The organism is Nocardia sp. NPDC049707, from assembly GCF_040674855.1.
Taxonomy (GTDB): Bacteria; Actinomycetota; Actinomycetes; order Mycobacteriales; family Mycobacteriaceae; genus Nocardia.
In genome coordinates this window covers 1-24,245 of the sequence record NZ_JBFANN010000070.1, presented here as the reverse complement: position 1 = coordinate 24,245, position 24,245 = coordinate 1, and the positions used below count along the sequence as shown (strand labels likewise).

Annotated in this window: 25 protein-coding genes and 3 pseudogenes; 15 read left to right on the top strand and 13 right to left on the bottom strand. The window is 64.1% G+C overall.

What is annotated here, in order from left to right; translation table 11 throughout:
* The first annotated feature begins 95 nt into the window (after window positions 1-95).
* The gene (locus AB0J29_RS35000; protein ID WP_364795126.1) at window positions 96-479 is read left to right on the top strand and encodes a hypothetical protein; all 384 of its coding nucleotides are present in this window, start codon (window positions 96-98) and stop codon (window positions 477-479) included.
* A 320-nt stretch (window positions 480-799) separates the two neighbouring features.
* Here AB0J29_RS35000 and AB0J29_RS34995 read toward each other — a convergent pair whose 3' ends face one another.
* The 3 genes from AB0J29_RS34995 to AB0J29_RS34985 all read right to left on the bottom strand — a co-directional run bounded on the left by AB0J29_RS34995 (window position 800) and on the right by AB0J29_RS34985 (window position 2,084).
* Complete coding sequence (locus tag AB0J29_RS34995; protein ID WP_364795124.1) at window positions 800-979, bottom strand: group II intron maturase-specific domain-containing protein; 180 nt, start codon at window positions 977-979, stop codon at window positions 800-802.
* A gap of 486 nt (window positions 980-1,465) precedes the next feature.
* Window positions 1,466-1,702 (bottom strand): group II intron maturase-specific domain-containing protein, encoded by a 237-nt coding sequence (locus AB0J29_RS34990; RefSeq protein WP_364795123.1) that lies wholly within the window; start codon window positions 1,700-1,702, stop codon window positions 1,466-1,468.
* A 13-nt stretch (window positions 1,703-1,715) separates the two neighbouring features.
* A complete protein-coding gene (locus AB0J29_RS34985; protein WP_364795121.1) occupies window positions 1,716-2,084 on the bottom strand; it encodes a recombinase family protein in 369 nt (122 codons plus the stop codon).
* An 805-nt stretch (window positions 2,085-2,889) separates the two neighbouring features.
* Between AB0J29_RS34985 and AB0J29_RS34980 the strand changes: the two genes are divergently transcribed.
* Window positions 2,890-3,060, top strand: coding sequence for a hypothetical protein (locus AB0J29_RS34980; RefSeq protein ID WP_364795120.1), 171 nt, complete (start codon window positions 2,890-2,892; stop codon window positions 3,058-3,060).
* Between the two features lie 75 nt (window positions 3,061-3,135).
* On the opposite strand, the gene AB0J29_RS34975 is transcribed toward AB0J29_RS34980, so the two are convergent.
* Window positions 3,136-3,780 carry a hypothetical protein gene (locus AB0J29_RS34975; RefSeq protein WP_364795118.1) on the bottom strand — a complete coding sequence of 215 codons (645 nt, stop codon included), beginning with the start codon at window positions 3,778-3,780 and terminating at the stop codon, window positions 3,136-3,138.
* Here AB0J29_RS34975 and AB0J29_RS34970 point away from each other — a divergent pair.
* The 6 genes and pseudogenes from AB0J29_RS34970 to AB0J29_RS34945 form a co-directional block, all read left to right on the top strand.
* Window positions 3,769-5,001, top strand: coding sequence for an FtsX-like permease family protein (locus AB0J29_RS34970; RefSeq protein WP_364795116.1), 1,233 nt, complete (start codon window positions 3,769-3,771; stop codon window positions 4,999-5,001). The genes AB0J29_RS34975 and AB0J29_RS34970 overlap by 12 nt on opposite strands.
* Before the next feature lie 574 nt (window positions 5,002-5,575).
* On the top strand, window positions 5,576-7,510 hold the full coding sequence (gene zomB / locus AB0J29_RS34965; RefSeq protein ID WP_364795114.1) for a flagellar motor control protein ZomB: 1,935 nt from the start codon (window positions 5,576-5,578) through the stop codon (window positions 7,508-7,510).
* A gap of 741 nt (window positions 7,511-8,251) precedes the next feature.
* Window positions 8,252-8,542 carry a transposase family protein gene (locus AB0J29_RS34960; protein WP_364795128.1) on the top strand — a complete coding sequence of 97 codons (291 nt, stop codon included), beginning with the start codon at window positions 8,252-8,254 and terminating at the stop codon, window positions 8,540-8,542.
* A 26-nt stretch (window positions 8,543-8,568) separates the two neighbouring features.
* Complete coding sequence (locus AB0J29_RS34955; protein ID WP_364795112.1) at window positions 8,569-8,859, top strand: transposase; 291 nt, start codon at window positions 8,569-8,571, stop codon at window positions 8,857-8,859.
* Window positions 8,860-9,030: 171 nt separating this feature from the next.
* The gene (locus tag AB0J29_RS34950; RefSeq protein ID WP_364795110.1) at window positions 9,031-9,810 is read left to right on the top strand and encodes a transposase; all 780 of its coding nucleotides are present in this window, start codon (window positions 9,031-9,033) and stop codon (window positions 9,808-9,810) included.
* Window positions 9,811-9,935: 125 nt separating this feature from the next.
* Window positions 9,936-10,199: pseudogene (locus AB0J29_RS34945) on the top strand (helix-turn-helix domain-containing protein); the annotation flags it as partial.
* A gap of 90 nt (window positions 10,200-10,289) precedes the next feature.
* On the opposite strand, the gene AB0J29_RS34940 reads toward AB0J29_RS34945, so the two are convergent.
* Complete coding sequence (locus tag AB0J29_RS34940; protein WP_364795108.1) at window positions 10,290-11,072, bottom strand: SDR family oxidoreductase; 783 nt, start codon at window positions 11,070-11,072, stop codon at window positions 10,290-10,292.
* A 96-nt stretch (window positions 11,073-11,168) separates the two neighbouring features.
* Between AB0J29_RS34940 and AB0J29_RS34935 the strand changes: the two genes are divergently transcribed.
* Entirely contained in the window at window positions 11,169-11,804 is a 636-nt protein-coding gene (locus tag AB0J29_RS34935; protein WP_364795107.1) for a TetR family transcriptional regulator, read from the top strand.
* Between the two features lie 672 nt (window positions 11,805-12,476).
* On the opposite strand, the gene AB0J29_RS34930 is transcribed toward AB0J29_RS34935, so the two are convergent.
* Entirely contained in the window at window positions 12,477-13,229 is a 753-nt protein-coding gene (locus AB0J29_RS34930; RefSeq protein WP_364795106.1) for a hypothetical protein, read from the bottom strand.
* A 441-nt stretch (window positions 13,230-13,670) separates the two neighbouring features.
* On the opposite strand from AB0J29_RS34930, the gene AB0J29_RS34925 reads away from it, so the two are divergent.
* Window positions 13,671-14,333 (top strand): hypothetical protein, encoded by a 663-nt coding sequence (locus AB0J29_RS34925; RefSeq protein ID WP_364795104.1) that lies wholly within the window; start codon window positions 13,671-13,673, stop codon window positions 14,331-14,333.
* A 239-nt stretch (window positions 14,334-14,572) separates the two neighbouring features.
* Complete coding sequence (locus tag AB0J29_RS34920; RefSeq protein WP_364795102.1) at window positions 14,573-14,890, top strand: hypothetical protein; 318 nt, start codon at window positions 14,573-14,575, stop codon at window positions 14,888-14,890.
* A gap of 51 nt (window positions 14,891-14,941) precedes the next feature.
* On the opposite strand, the gene AB0J29_RS34915 is transcribed toward AB0J29_RS34920, so the two are convergent.
* Window positions 14,942-15,439, bottom strand: a complete 498-nt coding sequence (locus AB0J29_RS34915) for a MarR family transcriptional regulator (protein ID WP_364795101.1) — start codon at window positions 15,437-15,439, stop codon at window positions 14,942-14,944.
* Window positions 15,440-16,013: 574 nt separating this feature from the next.
* Complete coding sequence (locus AB0J29_RS34910; protein ID WP_364795100.1) at window positions 16,014-16,190, bottom strand: hypothetical protein; 177 nt, start codon at window positions 16,188-16,190, stop codon at window positions 16,014-16,016.
* Here AB0J29_RS34910 and AB0J29_RS34905 point away from each other — a divergent pair.
* Window positions 16,183-16,653: a hypothetical protein gene (locus tag AB0J29_RS34905; RefSeq protein ID WP_364795099.1), complete on the top strand. Its 471-nt coding sequence runs from the start codon at window positions 16,183-16,185 to the stop codon at window positions 16,651-16,653. The two genes, AB0J29_RS34910 and AB0J29_RS34905, sit on opposite strands and share 8 nt — an antisense overlap.
* Before the next feature lie 732 nt (window positions 16,654-17,385).
* Here the strand turns inward: AB0J29_RS34905 and AB0J29_RS34900 are convergent.
* The 4 genes and pseudogenes from AB0J29_RS34900 to AB0J29_RS34885 form a co-directional block, all read right to left on the bottom strand.
* Window positions 17,386-17,655, bottom strand: a pseudogene (locus tag AB0J29_RS34900) (transposase); the annotation flags it as partial.
* A gap of 285 nt (window positions 17,656-17,940) precedes the next feature.
* The gene (locus tag AB0J29_RS34895; RefSeq protein ID WP_364795097.1) at window positions 17,941-18,375 is read right to left on the bottom strand and encodes a leucine zipper domain-containing protein; all 435 of its coding nucleotides are present in this window, start codon (window positions 18,373-18,375) and stop codon (window positions 17,941-17,943) included.
* Window positions 18,376-18,538: 163 nt separating this feature from the next.
* The gene (locus AB0J29_RS34890; protein ID WP_364795096.1) at window positions 18,539-18,940 is read right to left on the bottom strand and encodes a hypothetical protein; all 402 of its coding nucleotides are present in this window, start codon (window positions 18,938-18,940) and stop codon (window positions 18,539-18,541) included.
* Between the two features lie 809 nt (window positions 18,941-19,749).
* Window positions 19,750-20,031: pseudogene (locus AB0J29_RS34885) on the bottom strand (transposase); the annotation flags it as partial.
* Window positions 20,032-20,122: 91 nt separating this feature from the next.
* Here AB0J29_RS34885 and AB0J29_RS34880 point away from each other — a divergent pair.
* On the top strand, window positions 20,123-20,551 hold the full coding sequence (locus AB0J29_RS34880; protein ID WP_364795094.1) for a hypothetical protein: 429 nt from the start codon (window positions 20,123-20,125) through the stop codon (window positions 20,549-20,551).
* Window positions 20,552-20,836: 285 nt separating this feature from the next.
* Here AB0J29_RS34880 and AB0J29_RS34875 read toward each other — a convergent pair whose 3' ends face one another.
* Window positions 20,837-21,943 (bottom strand): NAD(P)/FAD-dependent oxidoreductase, encoded by a 1,107-nt coding sequence (locus AB0J29_RS34875; protein ID WP_364795092.1) that lies wholly within the window; start codon window positions 21,941-21,943, stop codon window positions 20,837-20,839.
* Window positions 21,944-22,036: 93 nt separating this feature from the next.
* Here AB0J29_RS34875 and AB0J29_RS34870 point away from each other — a divergent pair, with 93 nt between their 5' ends.
* Together AB0J29_RS34870 and AB0J29_RS34865 are read left to right on the top strand one after the other, a co-directional pair.
* A complete protein-coding gene (locus AB0J29_RS34870; protein ID WP_364795090.1) occupies window positions 22,037-22,759 on the top strand; it encodes a TetR/AcrR family transcriptional regulator C-terminal domain-containing protein in 723 nt (240 codons plus the stop codon).
* A gap of 620 nt (window positions 22,760-23,379) precedes the next feature.
* Window positions 23,380-24,245: transposase domain-containing protein (locus AB0J29_RS34865; protein ID WP_364795088.1), on the top strand; the 866-nt coding region annotated here is incomplete at its 3' end.

The following is a 24,245-nucleotide window of genomic DNA, read 5'->3' as shown; positions in this document are numbered from 1 at the left end:
CGGGAACCAAAGCCCCGACGACTACGAGCGTTCACTTCGAACCACTGCCGCCTGAAATCTGTAAGCCCCCTGTCCACCACTCGGGGTGAACCTCAATGCCCGGCCTGGTCGCCTACTGTGTGTCGAAGGCAGCGCTTTCCCACTTCACCGCGGGGCTGCGGGCCGACCTCCGCGGCTTGCCGATCGGCACCACCCTCGTTGAGCTCGGCCCAATACCTACCAACATGCAGGCCGGAGTCAACGATTTCGAGCCGGCGGCCAAGTCCTTCGAGCGCTTCTATCGCACGCGGCTCCTGGTTCAGGTACCTCGCGAGAAGGTCGCCAACGAGGTCGTTGAAGCCGTACGGAAGGGCCGAAGGCACGTGCGGCTCCCCAAGCGAGCCGTGCTCTTTCCGTTGTTGTCCGAAGCGCCGCGGCGCACCACGGAACTGGTGCTCACCGGCGTGCCGCATCAAGTGAAACAACCACATCTGCGATAGCGGTCCGGCAGTTACTGCCGGGACCCCGATTAAGAATTAGCTGGCGGTAGATACCGATCAGCTTGGGCCACCTGCGCATCCAGCCGAGCTCCGCTTACCTCAGTGGAGAGGCTCAGTTGGGTCGGCTACGGGCGCGGTGCCCGGGTTGCCCGCCGAACCGTATGTGCGGCTCTCACCGCATCCGGCTCTCCATGAATGTCTGCTCGTGAGAGTGTTTCGAGTTGCTCCGCGAGAACGCTCCATGGTGTCGGGATCGTGTGACCCGCCATCGATACCGTTCGATGACTATTTCTGCGGGGTTATGGAGCACGGTCCCATTCTCAGATGGCAGGTAGGTCGGGAATCTTTCGGTGGTGTTTCATCCTCATCCAGTGCGCCACCTCGAACCACATGTAGTGGCTGAGGTAGCTGAATGTGCGTTTCGAACACCCGTGCCTGAAATACATACACCAACCGCGAACAATTTTATTCAAGCGTTTGAGTAATTCTCCTAGAGACATGCCTATCGATGATCTGCTCGTGATGGACCTAACCTTCCCGACGATCGAGCGCAGCTCTTCGACGGGTAGGTGTAGACCACCTTCTTCGCGTGGTTCGTGCCAGGTTTCGACCGACGTTGGATACGGTAGCCAAGAAAGTCGAACCCGCGATCTATTTGTGCCACACTGGTTTTCGCCTCTGATGGGGCCATTCCCATCGGCGCGATTACCTCGGCGACCTCGACCCTGGCCTGCTCGGCATGATGCTGCTTGCCGTTGACCAGCACGACGAGGTGAGTAGCCGGGAGGAATCGCACCTGCCGGCTCTCTCAGAACTGGATGTGAACCTCTCGGCTCATCCGGCTCCCATTGCCCAGCCGTCAGGACGTGCGCCGAGACGCCAGTGCGCGAACAGGTGGGGAGATCGGCGAGCGATCTCGGCCAGCCATGCCGTAGCGCGGCGTTCTCGACGGTAGAGCCGTTTGTATTTCCTTGTGGCCCATCGCATTATATGCCGGTTGAGCCTGCGGAGGAGTAGAGCAACTGCGAACGGTAGAAGCGTCCGTAGTAGTTGATCCACCCCTGCACGACGTTGTTGAACATCAGTGCGAGGTCATCGAGAGACTTGTCGCTACGCTTGGCCAGGTGCCACGACCGGATTACCTTGCCCATCGCCTTCTTCGCGTCGGTGCTGACCGCGGGCAGGAACGATACGAAATGCTTACCGTGCCTGCTTTTGGCCATCCTCGGCCGGAATTCATAGCCCAGGAACACAAACGACGTGACCTCCACCACGCGGACCGTTGACGAACTCGACTTTCGTTCCCGCCCTGGTGAATTCCTCGATCAACAACGCCTGGAGGGCGAACTTGCGGGCCAGCCGGTCCGGCGAATAGCACAACACCACATCCACACCGACCCCGGCGACCAGATCCCGCAGCCGCTCGAGCGCCGGCCGGACCAGGGTGGCGCCGGAGTGTCCGTCGTCGGCGAACACCCATTCCTCAGGCACCTCGAGCCCGAGGGTTTCGGCGTGCGCGTGCAGTGCCGCGATCTGCGAGCCAATCGTTTCGTTCTTCTTCTGCCGGGCTGAGGACACCCGGGCGTAGATCACCGCGCTCGTCACGTGGTGGCAGTCCTTCCTGAGCCCGCGCGATGCGGGCTCGACGTTGCGGAACCAATATCTCGTAGGTCACCGACACATCCGTGGCCGCGTGCCGGTCGAAAACGAACTCCGTCTCGACCCGCCTCTCGTTCACCAGCAGCCCGGGCCGCGCGCAGCCCTGCACCAGGAAACCTGCCAATGCCTGCGACACCACCTCGGAAAGCGTGCTGCCAGAGTCTCGTGCGTGTTCACGCACCCGAACCGCCAGTGCCGCAGAAAGTTTGAGTTTGACGCTGAATTCCACCGTTGGTTCCGCAACCGGCATCCGACCGCCCACAGCGCGATCAACGTAGCGGCGGGCTTGCCGCAGCGAACACTCGAACCGATCCGCCAGCCCGCGTGCAGCATCGGCCACCGACACACCAGCATCCACCAACTCCGCAGCCGCATTGACACGACAAGCGAATTTAGCGAATTCAGCAGCGTCGCAACAACTTCCAGCCACGACACAAACCTACTACCGGACATGTCCCACCGCCCGCGGAAAACGACGCGGCCATTCCAACCGCCGATAGCTTAGCGTGACATCGAAACAGAAGTTGCCAACTGCGTTGGGGGCGTAGGAATACCTCCCTGCGGAGTTCCCATGCGAGTCTCCCGATTCATGCCTTCCTCGGTCAAAATACCGGCCTTCAGAAAGGCTTTTAGGTGAGCAGCGTTCGGCTCTCGGGTTGGACGGGTTGCCCCCGCACATGTTCAGAGCAACGAAGGCGCCCGACAGGGTCCCCCTTTGAGTGCCCGCAGGTGTGAGGCATCAACCAACGTCGTGGTCAGCTCCAATCTCCCGGCGGCACACAGGCGGATCGGCGCCTTCGCGGGCGGCGGCGATGCCGGCGTCAGCTGCAAACCACTGACGCGACCGAGCTGGGTGATCGACTACTCCCGCCCCGACGGCGGCGAGTCGTTCGCGACCACCCTGCCGAACCACTCGACCTAACACCGAGGGGCAATCCGTGAACGCGAGCTGCTCACATCGGGGCGACCAATCCGGCTTCGCACACCAACAGCACTATCAGCGACAAGGAAGTTGCAGGTCAGTGGCGTAAATCAGGTTGGGGATATGGGTCAACTCCCCCTCCGGACACGATCCATAACCCCAACCGTGCGGGTCGAGAGAAGTCTCGACCCGCACGGTTCGTTTGGCGGGATGGTAGGTCATCTGCAGGTTGAGGTGCCGGTAGACGTCGGCTTTGTCCGCTGGATCCGCCCCGGACAACACGTGCCGGATATCTCCCAGTTCGGTGATGAGACAGCGGATCTCCTCGCTGGTCATTCGTCGTTGCCTCCCGGTCGGACGTGAGTGTGAGAGGGCTTCGGCACGGCGGGCTTGGACCTCGGGTGCCTCCGCGATCGCGAAAATCCCTCGACCACCGAGATATTCGGCGAAGATCCGTTGCACGACCGGTGCGGTGACCGGATCGGTTTCCAACCGATGCAATCGCTTCCCATCAGCGGCCTTCGCCGGATTCGGATGAGGCCCCGCGTCGGCCAACTGGTACCCATACGGAGGCCGCCCACCCAGGAATCGACCCTCAACACTGGCTTGGGCAGCCATCGCCGCACGAACCCGGATCTTGATCCCGGCCTGCTCGGGGGCTATTTGCTCGGCGGATGGATCACCACCCGGTATACCCAGGCTCTCGGGTTGCCGCTGCACGTCGCCGCCCTGCACCCGATCATCTTGCTCACGGCGACCGGCGCGACGTTCGCCGCCGCGGCATTCGCCGCGTGGGCGCCGGCCCGCGCGGCCGCACGCATGCGTCCTGCCGAGGCCATGCGCATCGCGCCACCGGCCCCTCGCAGTGGGCGCAGTGTCATCGAACGCCTCGTGCCGGTGCTGCAACGCCTACCTGCACGCTGGCGCATGACGTTGCGCGCGGTGCTGCGCAACCGCCGTCGCGCTGTACACACGATTGTCGGTGTGGCCGTCTCGGTGAGCCTGGCAGTCACTTCTGGCAGTGTGGACTCCGTGCTGGCGCGGGTCCGGCAGGATCCGGATGTCGCGGCGGCCGAGGCCGTCGGCCGCCACAACGTCGAACTCTCCGCCGGAAACCGGCACTATGACACTCTCCTGGTCAGCTTGCCGTCCGGTACGCAGATGCATCGATTCACCGCGAAATCCGGCTCGAATCAACTCTCCGACAAGGGCTTACTTCTCGAATCGAGTCTGCGGGACATTCTCGCAATCTCCGTCGGCGACACCGTCGCGATCACCGACGAAACGATCGGGCACCGGATCTCGGCGCCGGTCGCCGGATTCGTCGATGAACCCTTGTCACCGGTGGCCTACGTCTCGGCCGATTATCTGCGGCGCGCCGTCGGGGCGGTGCCGGACACGGGTGTGCTGGTAAAGCTGCGGCCCGGTGTCACCGACGAGCAGGCCGTGTCGGATCGGCTCATTGCTATACCTGGCACGGTGGCATACCTGTCGACCGCCACCCTTGCTTCGGCTATGCGACAGGCGTTCGCCATGTACGACACACTCGTCGGCATCATGCTCAGCTTCGCCGCGATCATGGCCGCGGCGCTGCTGTTCAACGCCATGTCGGCCAATATCGGCGAGCGGCTGGGTGAACTCGGCGCTTTGCGTGCGGCGGGCATGGGGTCGGGAATGCTGTCGCGGTTGATCGCCGCCGAGAACCTTGTTCTGGCTGTACTCGGCATTCCGATCGGTGTCGGTTGCGGCATCCTGCTTGCTCACTGGCTGCTGCATACCTACGAGAACCAGGGCGCCCACCTGGAACTGGCCATGCGCTCACACACGCCGGCGCTGGTGGCGGCCGCGGTCCTCGTCGCCGCGGTGGTCGTCCAATTCCCCGCGCTGCATCGCGTCCGCGACCTCGACATCGCCCGCATCGTCCGGGAGCGGTCACTGTGATTATCGCCGGGCCGGATCCAATCACATACCTCCAGGCAATTCAGGATGACCAATGGCGGCTGGGCAGCGGGCGCAGGACCCTGTCGATCCCGCGGGAACGAGCGGACCGTTGAATGCCTGCGACGTGGGATTCAAACGAACAGGCAACCGCTTTCCGCATTACGCTGAGACGGCAGTACCCCCGAATACGCCCAAGCGTGTGTCCAATGAGGAAACCGCCCAGGACGCTCGCCGATCGGCCCGCGACCGTAGTCGGCCGGTTGGTGCCAGGCTCGGCGCTGCTGCCCTGAAAGTGGCTGTGCGCGAGAGAGTTTCGACGTAGGTCCGACCGCACGGCTGACCCCAAGATTTGGCCCCTCGTTCGATCGCACGGTATGGTTCGTTCGTACCAATGAGGGGGACATCTATGAGTTACCTTTCCGGGCAGCCCGGGCAGCGCGGCGGTCTCGTGTCCTCGGGCTTCCTGCGGAACGCGGTAGCCGGAGGGATGGTCGCCGGGTTCCGGCTGTCCACAGTGGTTCTTGCTCATCATTGTGTTCGGTTCGCCTAGGTGACGCTGACTATCTCGCCTGACATGGTGGCGAGCGAAGAGCTTGCGGTTGCGCCGGCGACACAGCGATCATCTCGCACGACTCTCATCAGCGGAATTGTGCTCACCGCTGCACTTTTCGCGATCGGTAGCTGGGAGCGGCGCTGGATCGCCGACGACGGCTTGACCGTGCTGCGTACGGTGCGAAACCTGCTGGCGGGCAACGGCCCAGTCTTCAATGCCGGTGAGCGCGTCGAAGTCAACACCAGTACGGCCTGGACCTACCTCATCTGGTTCTTCAGCTGGCTGACGCAGGCGCGGCTGGAGTACGTGGTGCTGGGTATCGCGCTCACGCTATCGGTTGCGGCCATCGTCGTTGCGATGCTGGGCACGGCCCGATTGTGGGATGGCGGCGGTACCCAATTACTGCTTCCGGCAGGCGCTCTGGTCTATATCGCGGTGCCCCCGGCCCGCGACTATGCCACCTCGGGACTGGAGTCTAGCCTGGTCATCTGCTGGCTGGCGGTGCTGTGGTGGTGGCTGATCCGCTGGAGCCGCACCGAAATAGTGCGCTTCGCAAACGTTTTCGTCCTGTCCTTCGTCGCAGGTCTGGCGCCGCTGATCCGGCCGGAGATGACGCTGGTCGGCGCACTGGCGCTGCTCATGATCTGCTGCGCGCCCCAGCCGGGGATCCGAGTGCGGCCGTGGATGTCCCGTGCACTGATGATAGCGACGGCGGGCGTGGTGCCGGTGACCTATCAGATCTGGCGCATGGGTTATTACGGTCTGCCGTACCCGAATACGGCCGTTGCGAAAGATGCGGGCGGCGCGAAATGGCGGCAGGGGTTGGTCTACCTGTGGAATCTGGTTGGGCCGTATTGGCTGTGGGTGCCGCTGGTGGTACTGGGTGCGGCAGCGGTGGTGGCGGTGCGGCGCCGACGTATCGGTGGTCCTGCCGCTATCGTGTCCGACTGCGATGCGAAACCGGATCTGCGCGAATGCATTCACCGACTCAGCCGGTGGCTGCGGACCCCACTTGCGGTGGTCGCACTGATGCTCGGCAGCGGTGTCCTGCTGACCGTCTACGAGATCCGTGTCGGCGGCGACTTCATGCACGGCCGGATGCTGCTGTCGCAGCTGTTCTGCCTGCTGCTGCCCGTCATGGTGCTGCCGCTGAAGTCTTCAGCCGCGCAAGCGGACCCGCGCCGCACCGGCCGGGCCTTCCTGATCGCGGCGGCGGCTTTCGCTGGAACCGCGGGCTGGGCGCTTTTCGCGGCCAACGCCACCGCCATCGAGACCGACACCAAGATCAGCACCTCCGGCATCGCAGACGAGCGGCTCTACTACGTCCAGACCACCGGCCACGATCACCCGCTCCGCGCCGAGGACTACCTGGACTACCCGCGTATGCGCGCCATGGTCGGCGAAATCGCAACAAGCCCGAACGGCGGTCTGCTCATCAATTCGCCATCCTGGAGCTGGACCATCGTCCCACCTCCCACACCGATCCCGGATGGTCGCGCCGGGCATACCGTGTTCTTCGTTAACCTCGGCATGATCGGCATGAACATGCCCCTCGATGTCCGCGTCCTCGATCCGATGGGTCTGTCGTATCCGCTTGCCGCACACACTTTTCGGTTCCCAAATGCCCGTATCGGCCATGATAAGAACCTCGACTCGGACTGGGTGGTCGTGGACGCCGGCATGGTGGACGAGCATCCTTTGATGCCGTGGTTCCTGGACGAGGGCTGGGTGACCCGGATCCGAACCGCCCTGAGCTGCCCGGAAACTCGGGATATGCTAGCCTCCACCCGCGCGCCGCTCACCTTCGACCGATTCCGGCGCAACATCCAGCAGTCGGGGGAATACGCCAAGTACCGCATCGACCGGGTGCCGGAGTACGAGATCGAGCGGTGCCACTTGGTCGACCGGAGCGCTCCTAACGCACCGAGGTTGCGTCTTGACATAGGCGAGCCATGAGTGTGCGTTCGGCAGAAACGCCCAGCCAGTGCGACCCGTTGGTCCGCGACATCACTTCCACCGATATCAAGCAACCTCGACCCGCCGACCCACGCCATAGACTGTCGACAACCGACGTCAGAACTCACTGCGCAGCCACGCCCGCATCCGCTAGTTCGGCTCGTCTTCAGCGGCAATCGTCCAATCACCTTTTTGCCACTACAGATGAGCCACCCAGTTCAGCGGACACCTGCCGGCTCACTTTCACAGGCACCGGACATGCGCCACGGGATCAGTACCAGCTATCTGGCTGACATCGAAGCCGACCGCACCACACCGACCCCCGAAACCCTCGAAAAGCTCATCGCCGGTCACGCACTCGATCCCATGCGCACACGACACCCGCGCGATCTACGCGCCCCTGCCGAGCACCTGCGCACCACCGATGGCCTTCGCCGATGTGTGCACGACGACGTCGGCCTCATGACTTACCTGGGTGAGCTCGAGAGACGTGATCATTCGCAGCCGTCGACCGGGACTGCCCTGGTTCGGTTGACTTCTGACCTGTGCAGATTTCGTTCTCACGGTGGAAGGGATCATCACCTGTCAACGGAACGCGAAGTCGGGATCTGGCACGGTTTGCGTGATTGACCCGGCGTGGATTGCCAATGGCCGCTTGATGATTGATCATGTCGCCGGTGTTCTGATCTTGGACCGCTCGCGGTCTTGTTCCCGCATTTGGACGGGCTGCAGATCGACGGCATGACCTTGGTCGGGCGTCGGGTGAACCTCGACGTGCGTACTCGCGACGAGACGGTCGCCTGCCCGGACTGCGGAGCTTGTTCGCGTCGGGTTCATAGTCGCCACTGGCGGCGGTTGTCCGACACGGCGATCACCGGCCGGGAGATGGTGATCCGGCTGCGGGTGAGACGACTGTTCTGCAACAACTCCGATTGTGAGAGAAGAACTTTCGCTGAGCAGGTGCATGGGCTGGCGGCACGTCACGCCCGGCGCACGAGTCTTCTGCAGCGTTTGCTGTGCGCGTTCCGCTAGCGCTGGGTGGCCGTGCGGGAGCTCGGATGACCGGGCATCTGTCGGCCACGGTCAGCCGGATGACGTTGCTGCGGCAGATTCGGGCACTGCCGGATCCGGACCATGCGCCACCCCGGGTACTCGGGGTCGACGACTTCGCCCTGCGGCGCGGGCACCACTACGGCACGATCCTGATCGACATCGAAACCCGCCGGCCGGTAGACGTGCTCGAAGACCGCGCCGCCGACACCCTCGCTGCCTGGCTGCGTGCCCATCCCGGCGTCGAGATCGTCTGCCGCGACCGCGCTGGCGCCTACGCCGACGGCATCGCCGCCTGAGCACCGCATGCCGTGCAGGTCGCGGACCGCTTTCACATCTGGCACAACCTCGGCGAAGCAGTCGAATGCGTCGTGGCCCGACACCGAGACCGCCTCAGCGCCACAGCCGAGGCGGATGACGATGAGAAACCGGCGATCGTGCCCGCGCCAGAAATTCCGGTGACGTACGGGATGAGCGAGCCGCCAGCGGACAGGACCGACAGGTGGGCGGTTCGGGCCCGCGAACGCTACACCGCGGTCCACGCGTTACTCGCCGAGGGGGTCAGCCTGCGCGCCATCGGTATTCGGCTCGGTCTTGCCCGTGGAACCGTGCGACGCTTCGCACGTGCCACCTGCGTCGAAGAGCTGTTGGTCAACAACGGCACTGGCCGCCACCCCAGCCTGTTGGAGGACTACAAACCCTACCTGCACAAGCGGTGGAACGAGGGCTGCACCAACGCAACTCAGTTGTTCCGGGAAATCCAGAAACTCGGCTACCGCGGTAGCGTGAAGGTCCTGCTCAACTATCTGCAACCATTCCGCGTGACCGGACCTATCACCCGAACAGCCCGCAAACCGCCCTCGGTCCGCCGCGTCGTCGCCTGGATCATGACCGACCCCGCCCGCCTCGACCCGGACGACCGGCAGCGCCTCGACGCGATCCTCGCCACGAGCGTTGAACTGACCGCGCTGGTCGGTCATGTTCGCGCTTTCGCGACGATGATGAGGCACCTTCGCGGTCGCGAACTGGAACGATGGATGACCGCTGTTGACGCTGACGATCTACCAGCCCTGCATTCGTTTGTTCGTGGTCTGCGGCGCGATTTCGATGCTGCCACCGCCGGTTTGACACTGCCCTGGAGCAGCGGACCGGTCGAGGGCCACGTCAACCGAATCAAAATGATCAAACGCCAGATGTTCGGGCGAGCAAAACCCGACCTTCTCAGAAAGCGAATCCTGTTGAGCGACTAAGCAATCCGACCTACCGAATCACCAAAAATGTGCCAGATCCCGAATACTGATCACGGCGCGGCGCGCGAAAACTGACCCCTTTGGTCGGTGACCCTGGCTCTAATCGAGTCAGGGAGGACTAAGGGATGCTTGCCGTGGAGGATTGGGCTGAGATTCGTCGTTTGCACCGGTCAGAGGGCATACCGATCAAGGCGATCGCTCGGCTGATGGGCGTGTCCCGAAATACGGTGAGGCGGGCCTCGGACGGGCCGCCGAAGTATCAGCGTCCGGCCAAGGGATCGATCGTGGATGCGGTAGAGCCGCAGATCAGGGAGTTGTTGCGGGCGTATCCGACGATGCCCTCGACGGTGATCGCCGAACGGATCGGCTGGACCCGGTCGGTCCGGGTGCCGTGCGGCCGACATGGGCTGTTACAGCCATAACGCCCACTGATTGGCGCGCCCAACGTTCTTCGGCACTTCGCGAATACCCCTGCGCGGCTAAGTGTGGGCGGCACCATCGATGCGGATTTCGGTACCGCTGATGAAGCGGCCGTCGTCGGAGACGAGCATGGCGATGACACCGGCGACATTTTCGGGACCTGGCAATTCTTCCGGGTTGTCCTGCGGGACGACGGCGATCAGGCGGCCGAGAAACGACCAGTCGGAGTCCTGCGGGAGGTAGCCGGGGGTGGCGTCGGTGAGGCCGGACTTGATGCCGCCGGGGGCGACACTGACCGCACGCAGGCCCTGCTTGCCGTATTCGAGGGCCAGGACATGAGTGAGGGATTGGATGCCGCCCTTGCTGGCGGAGTACGCGGCCATGTACGGATGGGCGAAGTTCGCCGAGGTGGAGCTGAAGTTGACGATGGTGCTGCTGGAGTTGGCGAGCAGGGCGGGCAGGGCCTCGCGGATCACCAGGAACGTGCCGGTGAGGTTGACGTTGATGATCTGGTTCCAGAGATCCAGGGACGTCTCGTGAGTATGGGCGGCGCGGAGGATGCCTGCGGCGTTGACGAGGGCATCCAGGCCGCCAAGGGATTCGATGGCGCTCTTGACCCCTGCGATGACGTTCGACTCGTCGCCGATGTTCATCTCGAGGGCGGTGAATCTGGTGTCTGTGCCCGCTTCGGCAGCGTGTTTGCGGGTCATCTGCAGGCCTTCGGCGTTGATATCGGCGCCGACGACGACCGCGCCTTCGGACAGCAGGCGGAGGACGGTGGCCTGGCCGATGCCGGATCCGGCTCCGGTTACCAGGATGCGGCGCTGTTCGAGACGGTTCATGGGATCTCTTCCTCGTCGTACAGAGTGTTTCTGACACGATATGCCACAAATGACATGCTGTGCAATATAATCTTTCGAGGTGGGTATAGTGCGCCCGTGACCAGGCAACGAAACCAGGCAGCGCCCAGCCCGGGGCGGCCGGCACTCAGCGAGATCCGCCGTGCGGCCACACGCCGGGAGGTGGCCATGGTTGCTGCCCATCTGTTTGCCGAAAACGGTTACGCCGCAACCACTGTCGAGGACATCGCCGCGTCCGCGGGGATGGGGCTGCGAACGTTCTACCGGTACTTCGCCGGTAAGGAAGACGTCGTCGCCCCACTGCTGGCCATCGGCACCCAGGCCTGGGCCGACGAACTCGCCAGCTGCCCACCCGAGCTCCCGCTGCGCGAGGCCCTGAGCCGCTCCTACCGCACCGCTACCGCCGCCGCCCTGGCCGACGCAGGCATCGCCTACAAGCTCCTGCATCCCCTACTGCGTGCCGCCACCGAACTCCCCACCCTGCGTGCGACCTGGCTGCGCGTCCAGCAGGACTGCGAAGCCAGCCTGATCCCCATCATCGCGGCCCGCGCCGGCCGTTCCCCCGACGATTTGGACGTCGCTCTCGCCGCCGCCATGGCCAATACGGCTGTGCGTCTGGGCACCGAACGGTGGGCCGCCGAAGCGGGGCCCGACTCGGCCGCCGACGTCGTCGACACCTGCCTGGCCCGCCTCGCCGCACACACACTCCTGTAGCCGATGGCGCAACGACGCAACCACGCCCGAAACACATGGCGGCCAATGATTCCCATAGTTCGGTAGCGTTTCATAGACCTGCGTTATCAGCACGCCATACCTCCTCCGATCGAGGACCCGGACGGGTATACGGTTCCGACGACCCCACCGCCCCGTCAAGCATCCGATGCCGAGCCGTTGGTGATGGCAGAGCGTCCATGCCGCCGGAAGCAGCGCGCTTTCCGAACTCTCTTTGCGTGATCAGATGTGAGCGGCGGCAGGAGCAGCGTCCCCTCGCACACCTGCCTGTCCGGACGCACGTTTACGACAGCTCGTGCCGATCGCTTCGGAGTCCAGCAGCCGTCCCTGGGTGAGTTCATCGAGCCAGCCGACAGTGGCCTCCACCGAGGCAACGTCGAGACCAGTTCGGTCGGATCATCGGAGGCCGCCTTGTCGTCTCGTACGGTTTCCCAGAAGCGCGAGCCAGGCGGTCGGCGGCAATGGCGGCATGAACCGCGGGCAGCATGATGGTGGGCACCAGCCTCTCGCCGTTCGAGCTCCTCGAGCCACGACGCTATCGTCGCCCTCACCAGCCGAACCCCCACCCCGACCATAGGAGTTCGCCCGCCATCGCGACAGCCCCGAAACACCATCAACACGTGCCGACAAACCGATCAGCACGTGCATCGGTGGCTAGCGTCGACGGCCCTGGGAAGGGTCGGCGGCTTCGATCTGCTGCAGTTGGGCGGCGATCGCCTTCGTCTGTTCCGACGTCGCGTCGCTGGGCCGATGAATCCACCAGCCAGGTCCCCACCGCAAGACTCGGCCATACAAGGTCAAAACCAGGCTGCTGTCGAAATCGTCTGCGGGAATACGGATATCACGCACCAACGGATCGGCCTCGACCTCACGGTCGAAGGTTCCCTTGTTCGGTACGTACCGCTGCGGCGCTTCGTCCCAGCAGTCGAAGAACACCCAACCACCGCCGTCTGCCGGGGCATAGCACCACACCCGTTTACCGATCCGACAGCTCGGCGGACCGAACGCCGCCTCGACCTCGCTGCGGTGGACATCGCGATCGGCCACCCAGTCGGCCACCGAGGACATCGGTGACCACCCCGCCGAGTCGAGCAACCGGTCCACCGTCAGATAACCCAGGCGGTGATAATGCTCGGCATAGACCGAGGCCACCTCGGCCGTGCACCGACGCTCCTGGCCGAAGATCGCCGCGAACGGGCCATGCACACCGAGCTTGCCGAATCCACGCAGCGCCTCCACGACCTGCTCGAACTCGTCGTCTCTACCGTCGAGGAAGCACAGATCCCGTAGCCGGCCACCCGCTACCAATTCCATCTCCGGACCGCTACGGGCATACATCTCGGGGCGAGCGAACAGGCTCGACACCTCGGCCAGCCACTGCTGCTTCAATTCCTCCATCGAACGCACCCGATCAGCCTATTCGCGGCCGCCACAACTACATCGGACAAGACGCCCGGCCCCCAGCTCAACAGCTCCCCTGCGGAAGAGCCACTCCCACCGAAATACCTCATGCCAGCGGGAGATTCGCCGCTATCGAATCGCAAATACCACCGGACCCGACCCAGCCGCAGAGCCCGCTGACCTGAACCACCGCGCCCAGCGGCCCCTAACTCCACACGGGACAACGCACCGAAACGCCCGTAGCCGGGCAAAACCTCATCAGTCACGCGGTCATGAAATCACCTGCACAGCAACAGGATTCACCCGGTCTGCTCAGCGTGACTTCCTCCCAGATGCTCCTCAACCCCCAGTAACCACCTGTCCGGAGAGAACCGGGCACCTCATGCGGCCGGTGGATGCGCGATCGACGGAGTCGTCGGACGCGCCGACTTCGTCGGCGTCGGGGGCTTGGTCGTCGTCGGCGCCGTGGTCGTCGTAGACCGCGTCGATGTGGTCGTCGGCAACGCGGGTGTTGTGGACACCTCCGGTGACGTGGATGTCGTGGTCGAACTCGCCGGAATCGTCGTCGTCGTGGTGCTTGTGGGCACCGTCGTGGTCGTAGTTGTGGTGCTCGTCGGCACCGTCGTCGTGGTGTTGGTCGGTGCCGTTGTCATGGTGGTTGGCACTGTGGTAGTCGCCGTGTCGGAGGTGACGGTGATGGTCGACGGCTCAGCCGACACCGTCACCGTGCTCGGATCGGCTGTCACCGTGACCGTCGACGTATCCGTCGGAGTCATGGTGACGGTCACCGTGGATATCGAGGTCGAGGCGACCGTACCCTGGTCCTGCACGCTGGACGTGGCCTGGACCGAAAGGCTCGCCGTGGCAGAGAAACTCGCGCTCACCGACACAATCGTCGAGTTCGCAGCCGAGGTATCCGTCGTCATGGCTGTCGTCGATTCCGGCGCAGTGGCCGTGCCGGTACCGGGGTCGGTGGAATCGGCGGCCGGTTGGGCGGTATCGGTAGCCGTGTCGGTGCCCGAGACGTCGCCCGGTACGGGGACCTCGCTCGGTGCGCCCGATGTCGTGCTCGTGTTCGTCACGCTGGTCTGGCTTCGGACAGCGCTGTAGTCGAGAGTCTGTATGGTGGGTTTGCCCGAGAACACCTCCGCATTGTTCGCCCGCACCGGCAGGATCGAATCCGCCCGTACCATGAGCGTTATCCCGATCGCCGTGGTCACCAACGCAGCTACCACACCCGCACGCGACATCTGCTGCCGGAACCGATCGGCCGATGGCCCCGCGGCCGGCCGACCGCACCACCGCAGAATCCGAGGCCGAGGCACAGCATTGATGTCCGGCTCTGCCACTTGGTCTTCGCTGTTGTCGACGGTTTGCATCCAACTACTGCTTTCTTCCTCGAGATGTGCCGACCGCTGGGAACTGGTGACGACACTTCGGATGGCATGGCCTGTGAGATCGGTGACCACACCGCCTGCACCACCCGAAAACAAGCCCGAGGGTCGGATATTGAATTCCAGCAGTTCTGCCGAACACCGAAGCGCGAGCAATATGGTGTCGCCTCGCCGAACAGCTCTAGCGGGGCATCCATGCTTCAGGGTTTTGCCGAGAAGAGCGGTGCGCAGACACCGCGTATCCAAACTTCCACAGCAAAGTCTGAGCACTGAATCTCGAAGCGCCTCGGATTTCTCTCATGCAAGATTTCGTGATCGAGGTTTTCAGGGTCTCGGGTAGGGATCCACGTCACGCAGCCGTTGCTGGTGGATTCGTTGCAGTTCGCCCGCGCGGGTGAGAAAGTCGGCGATTATTTCGAGTCCGGCGGAGTCGTACGAGCTCAGCAACATCTTGTAGGCCTCGACGATCATGGGTATGACGAGTTCCTGTACGCGATGGGCCGCGAGTTCGGTGGCCATCACAATCACGCGACGACGATCGGCCGGGTGCAGCGAGCGAGCGATGTAGCCCTGCTTCTCCAGCCGGTTGAGCATGATCGTGACGCCGGCAGCGGTGAGGCCGAGCCGTTCGGCCAGCATTCCCGGCGTCGTAGACTTCTCGTCCTCGAGCAGGACGATCTCCAGTGCACGCCGATCGGTCTCGTTCACGCCCAGCACTCTGATCAATTCGCGGACCAGATCCTCGACGGCTCCGTGATAGCACTCCAGGGCTCTTTTTAGCTCGACCGAGATCCGGGCGGGTTCGGTTGTTCTCGGGCACACAGGCTTTCCCCTCGATCACTTGAAACATGAAACTGCTCAGCAGAAGTAACCGATCAGGGCGTGCTCGGTTGCCGAGCGCTCGATTCCGTCCGGGGAGTCAGGGAGTTCGGTGGACTCGATGAATGCCACAGGCCGCGGTAGCGCAGCGCGGATCGAGGGCAGCCGGGGAATCACGAGTGCGCGCCATCTTTTCCCTGTGTGCGGTAGGGACCGCCGCCGGGCGTTTGAAGCGGGCATGTGGGCTCCTGTCAATCGATTGGCCGAAAGCCCGAACCGCGGCTGACGAACATCACGAAAGCGGGCACCGCTCCGGTCGTCGAAGCGACCGTGGCTGTGTCGGACATGCACTGTACGACACAACGGCCGATGCGATACTGTGCATCGTATTATTCGGTCGAAGTGGCTGTCACTACACCAAACCCAAAGCAGGGCAACCACTATCAGGACAGCGGTCACCCGGTCTGGCTCGGGTGAGACCTGGACCGGGCTGCTGGCGCAAACCCGGTCCAGGCATGTTCACCACAGGCCGCGGGCCCGGACACCGGCGATCACGCCGCGGCGCCTTTTCGCAGGCTCAGCTGACAGTTGTGGTGGTGAGGGTCGGGGACGGGTCCGGGTAGCACGAGGTCGCGACATTGCCGACCAACGCGACGTTGGTCGTCATGGTCATGCCAGGACTGGTATAGCTGGTACCCGCGTACTTGCTGGTGATCGGCGTTCCGGCGGTGCCGGCGGTGACGTTGATGGTCACAGCCGGCGGGGTGAAGCTGGTGCCGCCGGCGATCGGACCCGGTACGGTCAGAACGACATTCCCGCCCGACGTGGAGACGGTGCCGGCCACGGTACCCCCGGAGGCGGTAGCCGAGACCAATGTCGAATTCGCCGGAGTCGGAATGGTCATCTTCAGGTTGCTGATGTTATTCACGGTGAAGCCGGAAGCCTTAATGGGAACCGACGAGGCGCCCGGTGTGACGGTGACGGCAACCGCGGAACCCGACGCCGCCGAGCTCGGCGCGGTGCCGGTGACCGATGTGGTCATGCTCGAGATTTGGCCGATACCGAGGACCGTGCCCTTACAGCTCCAGTTCACACTGATGGGGTCGGCATTTGCCGGTGCAGCCAAACAAAATACGGTAGCAACGGCCACCGGAGCAAGAACGGCGGCACGAAGCAGGAGTGAGGTCGATCTCATGGCTATCTCCAGGAAATATTGAGCAACGATCCGACGGGATGTCGAACCCCAAAATGGGGTGTTTTAAACATAGCCTGTTCTCATTTTTCTGTGGTCGAAATCACCAATCTCGGCGTGCTGAAGAATATCATTATCCGCTATTAGATATTCACTCTGGATAGTTAATTTCGGCAAGGTTTCTACCGGGCTGATGTTGCCTTTGTCGCATATCGGCGGGTCCATCACAGGATGGATAAGCCTGCAATTCGCTCGAATATGAGCCTCGACCTGAGATTATTTCTACTTCTGCCGATCTTCAGCTTTCATATGGTTACCGCTCGCGGCATTCTCTCACCCACAGGCACAGTCGAGCGACGTCGTATGCCTTGTCGAGCGACGTGGGTCGAAACAGCCGCTCAGACCGGGTACGCACCCACGATGACCAGCCGTTTTCCAGTTGTCCATGTTTTGTGTGTCCCGCCGAGGCACGAACCTGCGACGACCGCCCCTACTTCCGCGGTCGCCCATGAGAATTCCACCTAGGAACCCCACGAAAACCGCCCCCAAAGGAGCGGTTCGTTACCGACTACATCGGTGGAGCTAACCTTGATTTTTCACCGGGGTGACGTGCTGGCCTGATCGGGTTCGGATTGCTGGTTTGCGGCTGTTCCGGCCGCGAGACGGCAGGGCTGGGGTCCCGTTCAGCGGGGTGGCTGCCGGGTTCCACGGCCCGGAGTTGCTGCTCCTTTCACTGGTAGGGGCGGATTGGTGCTGGTCAGCCGGGTTGCAAGCGGGTCAGCGCGGTGACGGCCAAGCTGGTCCACGGGTTGTAGGCCGACAAGCGCAGGTGGGTTCGCCGGGCGTGGCGTGCGAGGCGGGCGGGGATCGAGAACAGCCGCAAGCGAAGGGTTTTCGGTTCCCATCGGCGTGCGTCGTGGTCGGCTAGGGCGAGCATCTGCATCCAGATGGTCAGGTCGAGGTCGAGGGCGACGAGCGCGAGCCAGATGCGGTTGGCGTCGAAGCGGTAGAACGGCAGATTCCGCAAGAGCAGTTCGCTATGACGCTCTTCGACAACATGCCCGCTCAATCACCCATCGAAGATGCAAATCCAGTCGAACGCCGTCCGCTACCCCTCGTTGATGCTTCGGGCGGGCGGCTTGAGGCGCGGATCGCTGATAGTCCGATGTTCACCGTGCCGTTTCAGCTGTCGGCGGAACGTGAAAACTTATCACCGCGTGCATGCTTAGGTTCTAGCGGTGGTTGCAACACCAGTATCGAAAGGTGTTGCAGTGACTGGGGTTCGATGAAAGGCCGTCACACCGGCGCCAAATCAGGCTGTCACAGTCATCGGGTGTTCGGCGCGGCGGCGGTAGGCCAGTTCGTAGGTGTCGCGAAACGCGGTACCGCCATCGTGGGCCAGGGTAACCATCGCCAGGTCGAGTGCGGTGACGATCGAGCGGACGGTGTTGTAGGACACCGGAACCCACCCCTGTTCGGCGGTGATTCGAGCGGCGCGGCGGGTGACCGACGCCAGCGACGGCTGTGGCCTGCTCAGCGCCAAGCCCTCTATCAGCTTCACCAAATCCGGGTCGGTGCGTCGGCCGGTAGAGTGGCGGCGGGTCCGGGCGAGCCCGGTCAGGCCGCAGGCCCGGTAACGGTGCAGCCAGCGTTGCGCGGTCCGTAACGGTATTCCCGCAGCCTGCGCGGCGCGGGTCAGTGGTACACCGTCGTCGAGATGAGGTCGCAGGACTTCCAACCTGCGCATCGCCTGCCGGCGCTCCGCCTCGGTCAAGCCGGTCGATACGCCCGCGGCCGAACCATCTGTTGGAGGGCTTGTCCCCAACAGCAACCCGGGCCAAAGTGGCGTCCCGGCTAGGGAAACCGGAGCGTACCGGGCCGAACTTCGACAGGTACGAGGTGAACGGCCATTACCTGCATTTCGAATTCGACGCCGCTGGACGTGTGTCGGCGTCATAGGTGAAGTAGGCATGGTAGACGCTGCTGAACGAGCCGGCCCGCTTGTACTTCTTGAACGCGCTCGGCGCAAACCATCGGCCGCCCCTCGCCGGACACCCAGTGCCATCGCACGCGGGCTGGGTGCGGGTATTACCGTCGCTGTCGAGCACGTGGACGTAGACGTGGTATTCGTCGCCGCGCTCACCCTCGTTCCACCCGCCACCGCCGGGCAACGGCGTTGACAGTGACGGCGCACTCCCCTGTGCCCCACCGGAATTAGACACCGCGAATCCGGAATCGCGCCCCGCCGTCGCCCAGGCACCCGGCAACGGCGGCAGCGGAGGCGGAACTCCAGGCGCCCCGGAATCGATCATGGAACCAGCACCACCGGAACCGGACGGATCCCTCTGACCGGTTCCCGCACCCGGCAACGGCGGTAGACCGGCGGGCGGCCCTGCTGATTGCATGTCCGGTGCACCGACTACGCCGGCAGCCGATAGATCATCACCGCTGCCCTGTCCCGATCGACGCGCGTCTGGGAGCGAGGGCGGACCGGCGAGCTTATCTCCCTGGTGCGCAACAGGATTCGCAGCATAGCTCGGAGGTTCGATGCCGACCTGATTCGGCGGGGCGCAGATCGGGCTGTTTGGCACGAGAATGCCCGGCGGGCCGATCCGACTGGGGAGGGCGTCGACGGTGTCCCAGGCGGCCGGCCTGGTGAGGCTCTTTATTCGGGCTCCGTCGAACGGACCATCCCCACGCGGGTGGGGCCGACTCCCTACGGCCTCGAAGCCATGATCAGCGTCCCAGAACTATCCCCACGCGCGCGGGTATAGTCCGCTGGCGCGGTACGAGCACGAGGGCACCGTCCCGTCGGTCCCGCACGTGTGGGGATAGTCCGCGGATCGGGCACGTTGTCATCTCGTCCAGCCAGTCGGCCCCGCACCTGCGGGGATAGTCCGTTGATGCTGCCCCGAGGCATGTCGGCCCCGTACGCGCGGGATGGTCCGGCATGACGGAGGGGTTGGTTTCGACTTGTAGTCGCCCCCGCATGCACAGGAATGGTCCGCGTAGGCGGCTCCCTTGTAAGCGCGGACACCGCCCAGGTCATCACCCAATTCCGGCACAGCGTTCGGACGACACAACAGGCACCACCCGTCACTGCAGGTGGTAATCCGTCTCTTCACAATCGAGGGTGTAGTTGCGGTCTGAAGCCGCCGGACTCGAGCAGGGCTCTGGCGATGTAGTTGGTCAAGTTGCGGAACCCGAGTGCGCTGCCGCGCAGGTGTTCGAGCCGGCCGTTGATGGCCTCGGTGGGGCCGTTGGATGTGCCGGGACTGTCGAAGTAGGACAGCACATCGGCGGCTCGCTTCTTCAGCGTCCTGCCGAGTGTGATGACCTCGCTCAGCGTCTTCGGGACGCCGTGGCTGATGGAGTCGATCAGCTTGGTCATCAGCTCATGACCGAGTGCGAACTGGCCCTGACACATGCCCGTGACAACCAAGCTGCTATAGGCATGTGGATGCGATTAGATCTTCCGAGAAAAGGGCAACTACGTGCAGATCACCAGCGACCACGTCCCTGCGTTCCTCGACAGGTTCGTCAACTTCTACGACAGCGTCATTGTCGGAGTTTCCATCCTGGCCGAACCCGGAAAGCTCGCGACGGTGAGGGTCGATCTGCAAGCGATGGATAAGGCGTTACCCAGGACTCCTGGTCCCGGCGACGGGCGGATGTCCGAGTGGTGTCACGTCCAGCTGACCGTGCACGGAGTGCAGGAATATCGGTTCCTGGAGAGTCGGCGATTTCCGTATCGGGTGCTCTCCGATGGCATGGCCGTCGCGGCATCTGCGACAGAGTTCGTGCTCGACCTCGACCCAGGTCCCGATGCATGGAGTCCTTCACAGGTGAGTTGCGAAGGCAACTATTCCAAGCAGTATGTCGTGGGTGGGCGGGGCGATTACGAGGTTACGAACATCCGATAATGCCGCTGGCTGTCAAGGATTGGGCGCCGCTGTCATTTCCGTTCAGTCACGGCAGAGATGTTGTCGGCTCGCCCCTCCCTGCCAGACTCTAACGAGACCGATTGGTCTGTATGTTTGCTGTAGCTGAGTAGGGCGAGTTCAGGGATAACGAGCAAGGTGACGATGGGTGCGGCTGAAGCGCCCGAGCTGGCTGCTCGCAAGCCGGCCTCGCCACGCGCACGTCCTGCCGTCGTCGCGACCAGCGGAAAACGCGACGTAAGCGGCAAATGGCTCGCTCGGTTTGTGTCAGGCCGGTTCTTTCTGCGGGGCGATGGCGGGCAGCGCCTCGAGGCTGAAACGGACGGCCTCGGCGCCGTATTCGAACATCTCGCGCTCGTAGTCGCCGACCGCGCCGAGGAGGTCGCGGCCTCCGGTGAGGCAACGGCGGAGCAGGTCGGCGTCGCGCAGGGCGGTGTTGGCGCCGTTGCCGCCGGTCGGTGAGGTGGCGTGGATGGCATCGCCCAGCAGCGTGACCGGACCGGGCGCCCAGCGTTCGCCAGGTTCGACCACCCGGATGGAGAGCAGGGTGCTGTTGTCCGGATCGGCCTGTTCGATCAGCGTCCGCAGGTCCGGGTGCCAGCCCGGCATCCTGGACAGCACGGCCTCCTGCGGGGTCGCGGTGCCGAGCGAGCCGTTCGGCGGCAGGATCATGGCCCAGCGCACGTAGTCGCGGATATCGGGCAGGGTCACCTCTGGTGCCAGCGTCTCGGCCGCCTCCTTCGGTGGGGTACGGAAGCGCATCGCGCCGAGCAGCAGGCTCACCCGGTCTCCGGCGATCTTCGAACCGAACGCCCGAGACAGGCTGGTGAACTGCTCGGTCAGCGGTGTGCGGCCGATGACGAACCGGACCCCGGTGTCGGTCGAGGTGGTCTGCGGGGACAGCACCGATCGGACGGCGGAGCCGATGCCGTCGGCGCCGACGAGCAGGTCTGCCGTTGCCGGGTCGCGGTCGGCGAACCGCGCTTCGACCCGGCCGCCCGCCAGCAGGTCGTAGCCGGTCAGCGCGGCCCCAGTGTGCACCGTCAAGCCGGTCAGCAGCAGGTGGCGGAGCACGTGCCGGTCGACCACGATCCCGGTCCGGCCGGGCCCGAGCTCACCGACCTGGTTGAGCTGCGGGTCCAGGATCAGCCGCTCGCCGTAGGCGTCGCCGACAATGGCGTCCAGCAGCGCGTGCCAGCGCTGCGGCAGGCAGCCGCGCAGCGCCTCGAAGCCCACCGGGTTCAGCACCAGCCGGTAGCCCTGGAACCGGGCGCTGATCGCCGGGTCCCGCTCGTATACTTCGGCCTCGATCCCGGCCCCGCGCAGACCCTGCGCCAGACACAGGCCACCAAGACCGGCTCCAGCAACGGACACTCGCACCACACACCTCCATACGAACTTAGTTCGACACTGACGAACAAAGTTCTACTTGACGAACTAAGTTCGTGTCAAGCTATAGTGGCCCGTATGCCCGCCGATCCCCGACAACGCCGAGCGGCTCGTCACGCCCAGTCCACCGAGGACACCGCGGCGTCCGCACCCCGCAAGGAGCCGATCACGGTCGCCCGGATCACCGATGCCGCGCTGGAAGTCGTCGCGACCGAGGGGTACGAGGCACTGACCATCCGCCGGGTCGCCGCAGTACTCGGCACCGGGCCCTCGTCGCTGTACGCACACATCGTCAACAAGGACGACATCGACGATCTGCTGGTCGGCAGGCTCAGCGCTGAGATCGTGCTTCCCGAACCGAACCCGGCCACGTGGCGCAGTCAGCTCCTCGACGTGTTCACACAGATCCGCGACCAGTACCTGAAATACCCCGGCGTCTCGCGCGCCGCACTGGCCATGGTCCCCACCAACCTCGAGGCGCTGCGGGTCAGGGAGGGGATGTTCGCGATCCTGCTCGCGGGCGGAATCGAACCGCGGACCGCGGCGTGGACACTGGACGCGCTGTCCCTCTACGTCAGCGCCTACGCCATGGAGCAGTCACTGGTCCAGAATCGGCGCAAACACCCGGATCAGGAGTGGGTCGTCAGCCGCGCGGAGCTGGAGCGCCGGTTCACCGCGCTGCCCGCCGACACGTTTCCGCAGACCCGGCGCTATGCCGCCGAGCTGACCTCCGGCACCGGGCCCGACCGGTTCGCGTTCACTCTCGGCCTGATCATGAACAACCTCAGCCCGTCAGCCTGACAGGTTCTCCAGCCGAGTCCAGGATGCGGGCCAGCGTGGGCAGGTCGTACTGGTAGGCGTACCCGGCCGGGTGCACTACCACCCGCACCCGCCCAAATCGCCCGCATCACCGGCCGCAGCCGCTGCGCCATCAGCCGAATCATCAACGACACCAACCGCTTACAGCCTCTACGAATGGCAGCGCTCCCGGCGGACTCTTGTGTCGGAGCCGCATGAGTGTCGGTCAGCAAACCTCCCCGTGCTTCCAGCCAGAAGAGCCGACCACCATTACCGTGCAGCGACACCGCTGCCACCGACGCATGGCCGCGTACACCGACGTCACCTTTTCGCAGCCATGCCGCTCTGCCCTGGGCTGCGCGCCCGGTAGCACGGAAATGGTTCGGGTAACTACCCAAATGCAATAAAACCGCAACTCATCGACCTGCGGTTTTGCCGTTCTGTTCTGTGGGCCTAACGCCAATGCCGCGCAGTTAGCGCGGATGGGCCGGTCGTCAAGTGAGTCTTGTTGTGGTGCTTGATGTGTCGTGGAATGGAACAGCGGAACTCCTGGTAGAGAGGTTATCGACCAAGAAAACCGTGTACCGGGAGTTCCGCTGTCTGTTCAGTTTGTCATCAATCGTGTGTCGGGGGCAGCGGCGGGGCCGTTCGCGCCGGGGCATCTGGGAGAGTTGACCCAGATCGTGCCGTTCGAGATGGTCGATGCCGCGTTGGAGGCCACGCGCTCGGTGCAGTCGAGGGTCCGGGTACTGCCGTCGCGGGTGGTGGTGTATCTGCTGCTTGCGGCGGCGTTGTTCGAGGGTATGGGCTATACCCAGGTGTGGGCCCGGTTGGTTGCCGGTGTGACCGGTCTGGTGGCCATGCCCGGTTCCTCGGCGTTGTCGCAGGCGCGCCGGCGAGTGGGGCCGAAACCGTTGCGGGCGTTGTTCGATCTGGTCAAAGGCCCTGCTCCGGGCGTTGCGCGGTGGCGTGGAATGTTGGTGTGTGCATTGGACGGCACCAGCCTGTATGTCGCTGACAGTGACGCCAACCTCGCCGCCTACGGCCGTCATCGGGCCGGGCCCAATGGCGATTCCGGCTACCCGATGCTGCGGCTGGTGGCCGTGGTCGCCTGCGGTACACGCACGGTGCTCGATGCGGTGTTCGGTCCTGACAGCAGCGGTGAAACCACCTACGCGCCAAGACTGTTCGATTGCCTGCGGCCGGGGATGCTGCTTTTGGCCGACCGCCGCTTCGATGCTGCCACGATCATCGAGCGCGCTGCCGCGACCGGCGCGCACCTGCTGATCCGCAGCCAGATCAGACGCAAGATGCCGGTCCTGGCCCGCCTCGGCGACGGGTCGTGGTCGACGCGCATCGGCACCACCGCGATACGCATTATCGACGCCGACATCGCCATCACCGGCACCCGCGGTCCCCGGGTGGTCCGCCGCGTCGAGCGCTACCAGCTGATAACCACCCTCACAGACCACAAGCGTTATCCCGCAAC

Coding starts and splice junctions, on each gene's coding strand:
- AB0J29_RS34940 (WP_364795108.1), bottom strand. CDS start 11,072: ATGAACCGTCTCGAACAGCGCCGCATCCTGGTAACCGGAGCCGGATCC.
- AB0J29_RS34895 (WP_364795097.1), bottom strand. CDS start 18,375: ATGCGCAGGTTGGAAGTCCTGCGACCTCATCTCGACGACGGTGTACCA.
- AB0J29_RS34955 (WP_364795112.1), top strand. CDS start 8,569: ATGACCGGGCATCTGTCGGCCACGGTCAGCCGGATGACGTTGCTGCGG.
- AB0J29_RS34995 (WP_364795124.1), bottom strand. CDS start 979: ATGTCTCTAGGAGAATTACTCAAACGCTTGAATAAAATTGTTCGCGGT.
- AB0J29_RS34990 (WP_364795123.1), bottom strand. CDS start 1,702: ATGGCCAAAAGCAGGCACGGTAAGCATTTCGTATCGTTCCTGCCCGCG.
- AB0J29_RS34950 (WP_364795110.1), top strand. CDS start 9,031: ATGAGCGAGCCGCCAGCGGACAGGACCGACAGGTGGGCGGTTCGGGCC.
- AB0J29_RS35000 (WP_364795126.1), top strand. CDS start 96: ATGCCCGGCCTGGTCGCCTACTGTGTGTCGAAGGCAGCGCTTTCCCAC.
- zomB (WP_364795114.1), top strand. CDS start 5,576: ATGGTGGCGAGCGAAGAGCTTGCGGTTGCGCCGGCGACACAGCGATCA.
- AB0J29_RS34960 (WP_364795128.1), top strand. CDS start 8,252: ATGACCTTGGTCGGGCGTCGGGTGAACCTCGACGTGCGTACTCGCGAC.
- AB0J29_RS34905 (WP_364795099.1), top strand. CDS start 16,183: ATGGTCACAGCCGGCGGGGTGAAGCTGGTGCCGCCGGCGATCGGACCC.
- AB0J29_RS34890 (WP_364795096.1), bottom strand. CDS start 18,940: ATGATCGATTCCGGGGCGCCTGGAGTTCCGCCTCCGCTGCCGCCGTTG.
- AB0J29_RS34870 (WP_364795090.1), top strand. CDS start 22,037: ATGCCCGCCGATCCCCGACAACGCCGAGCGGCTCGTCACGCCCAGTCC.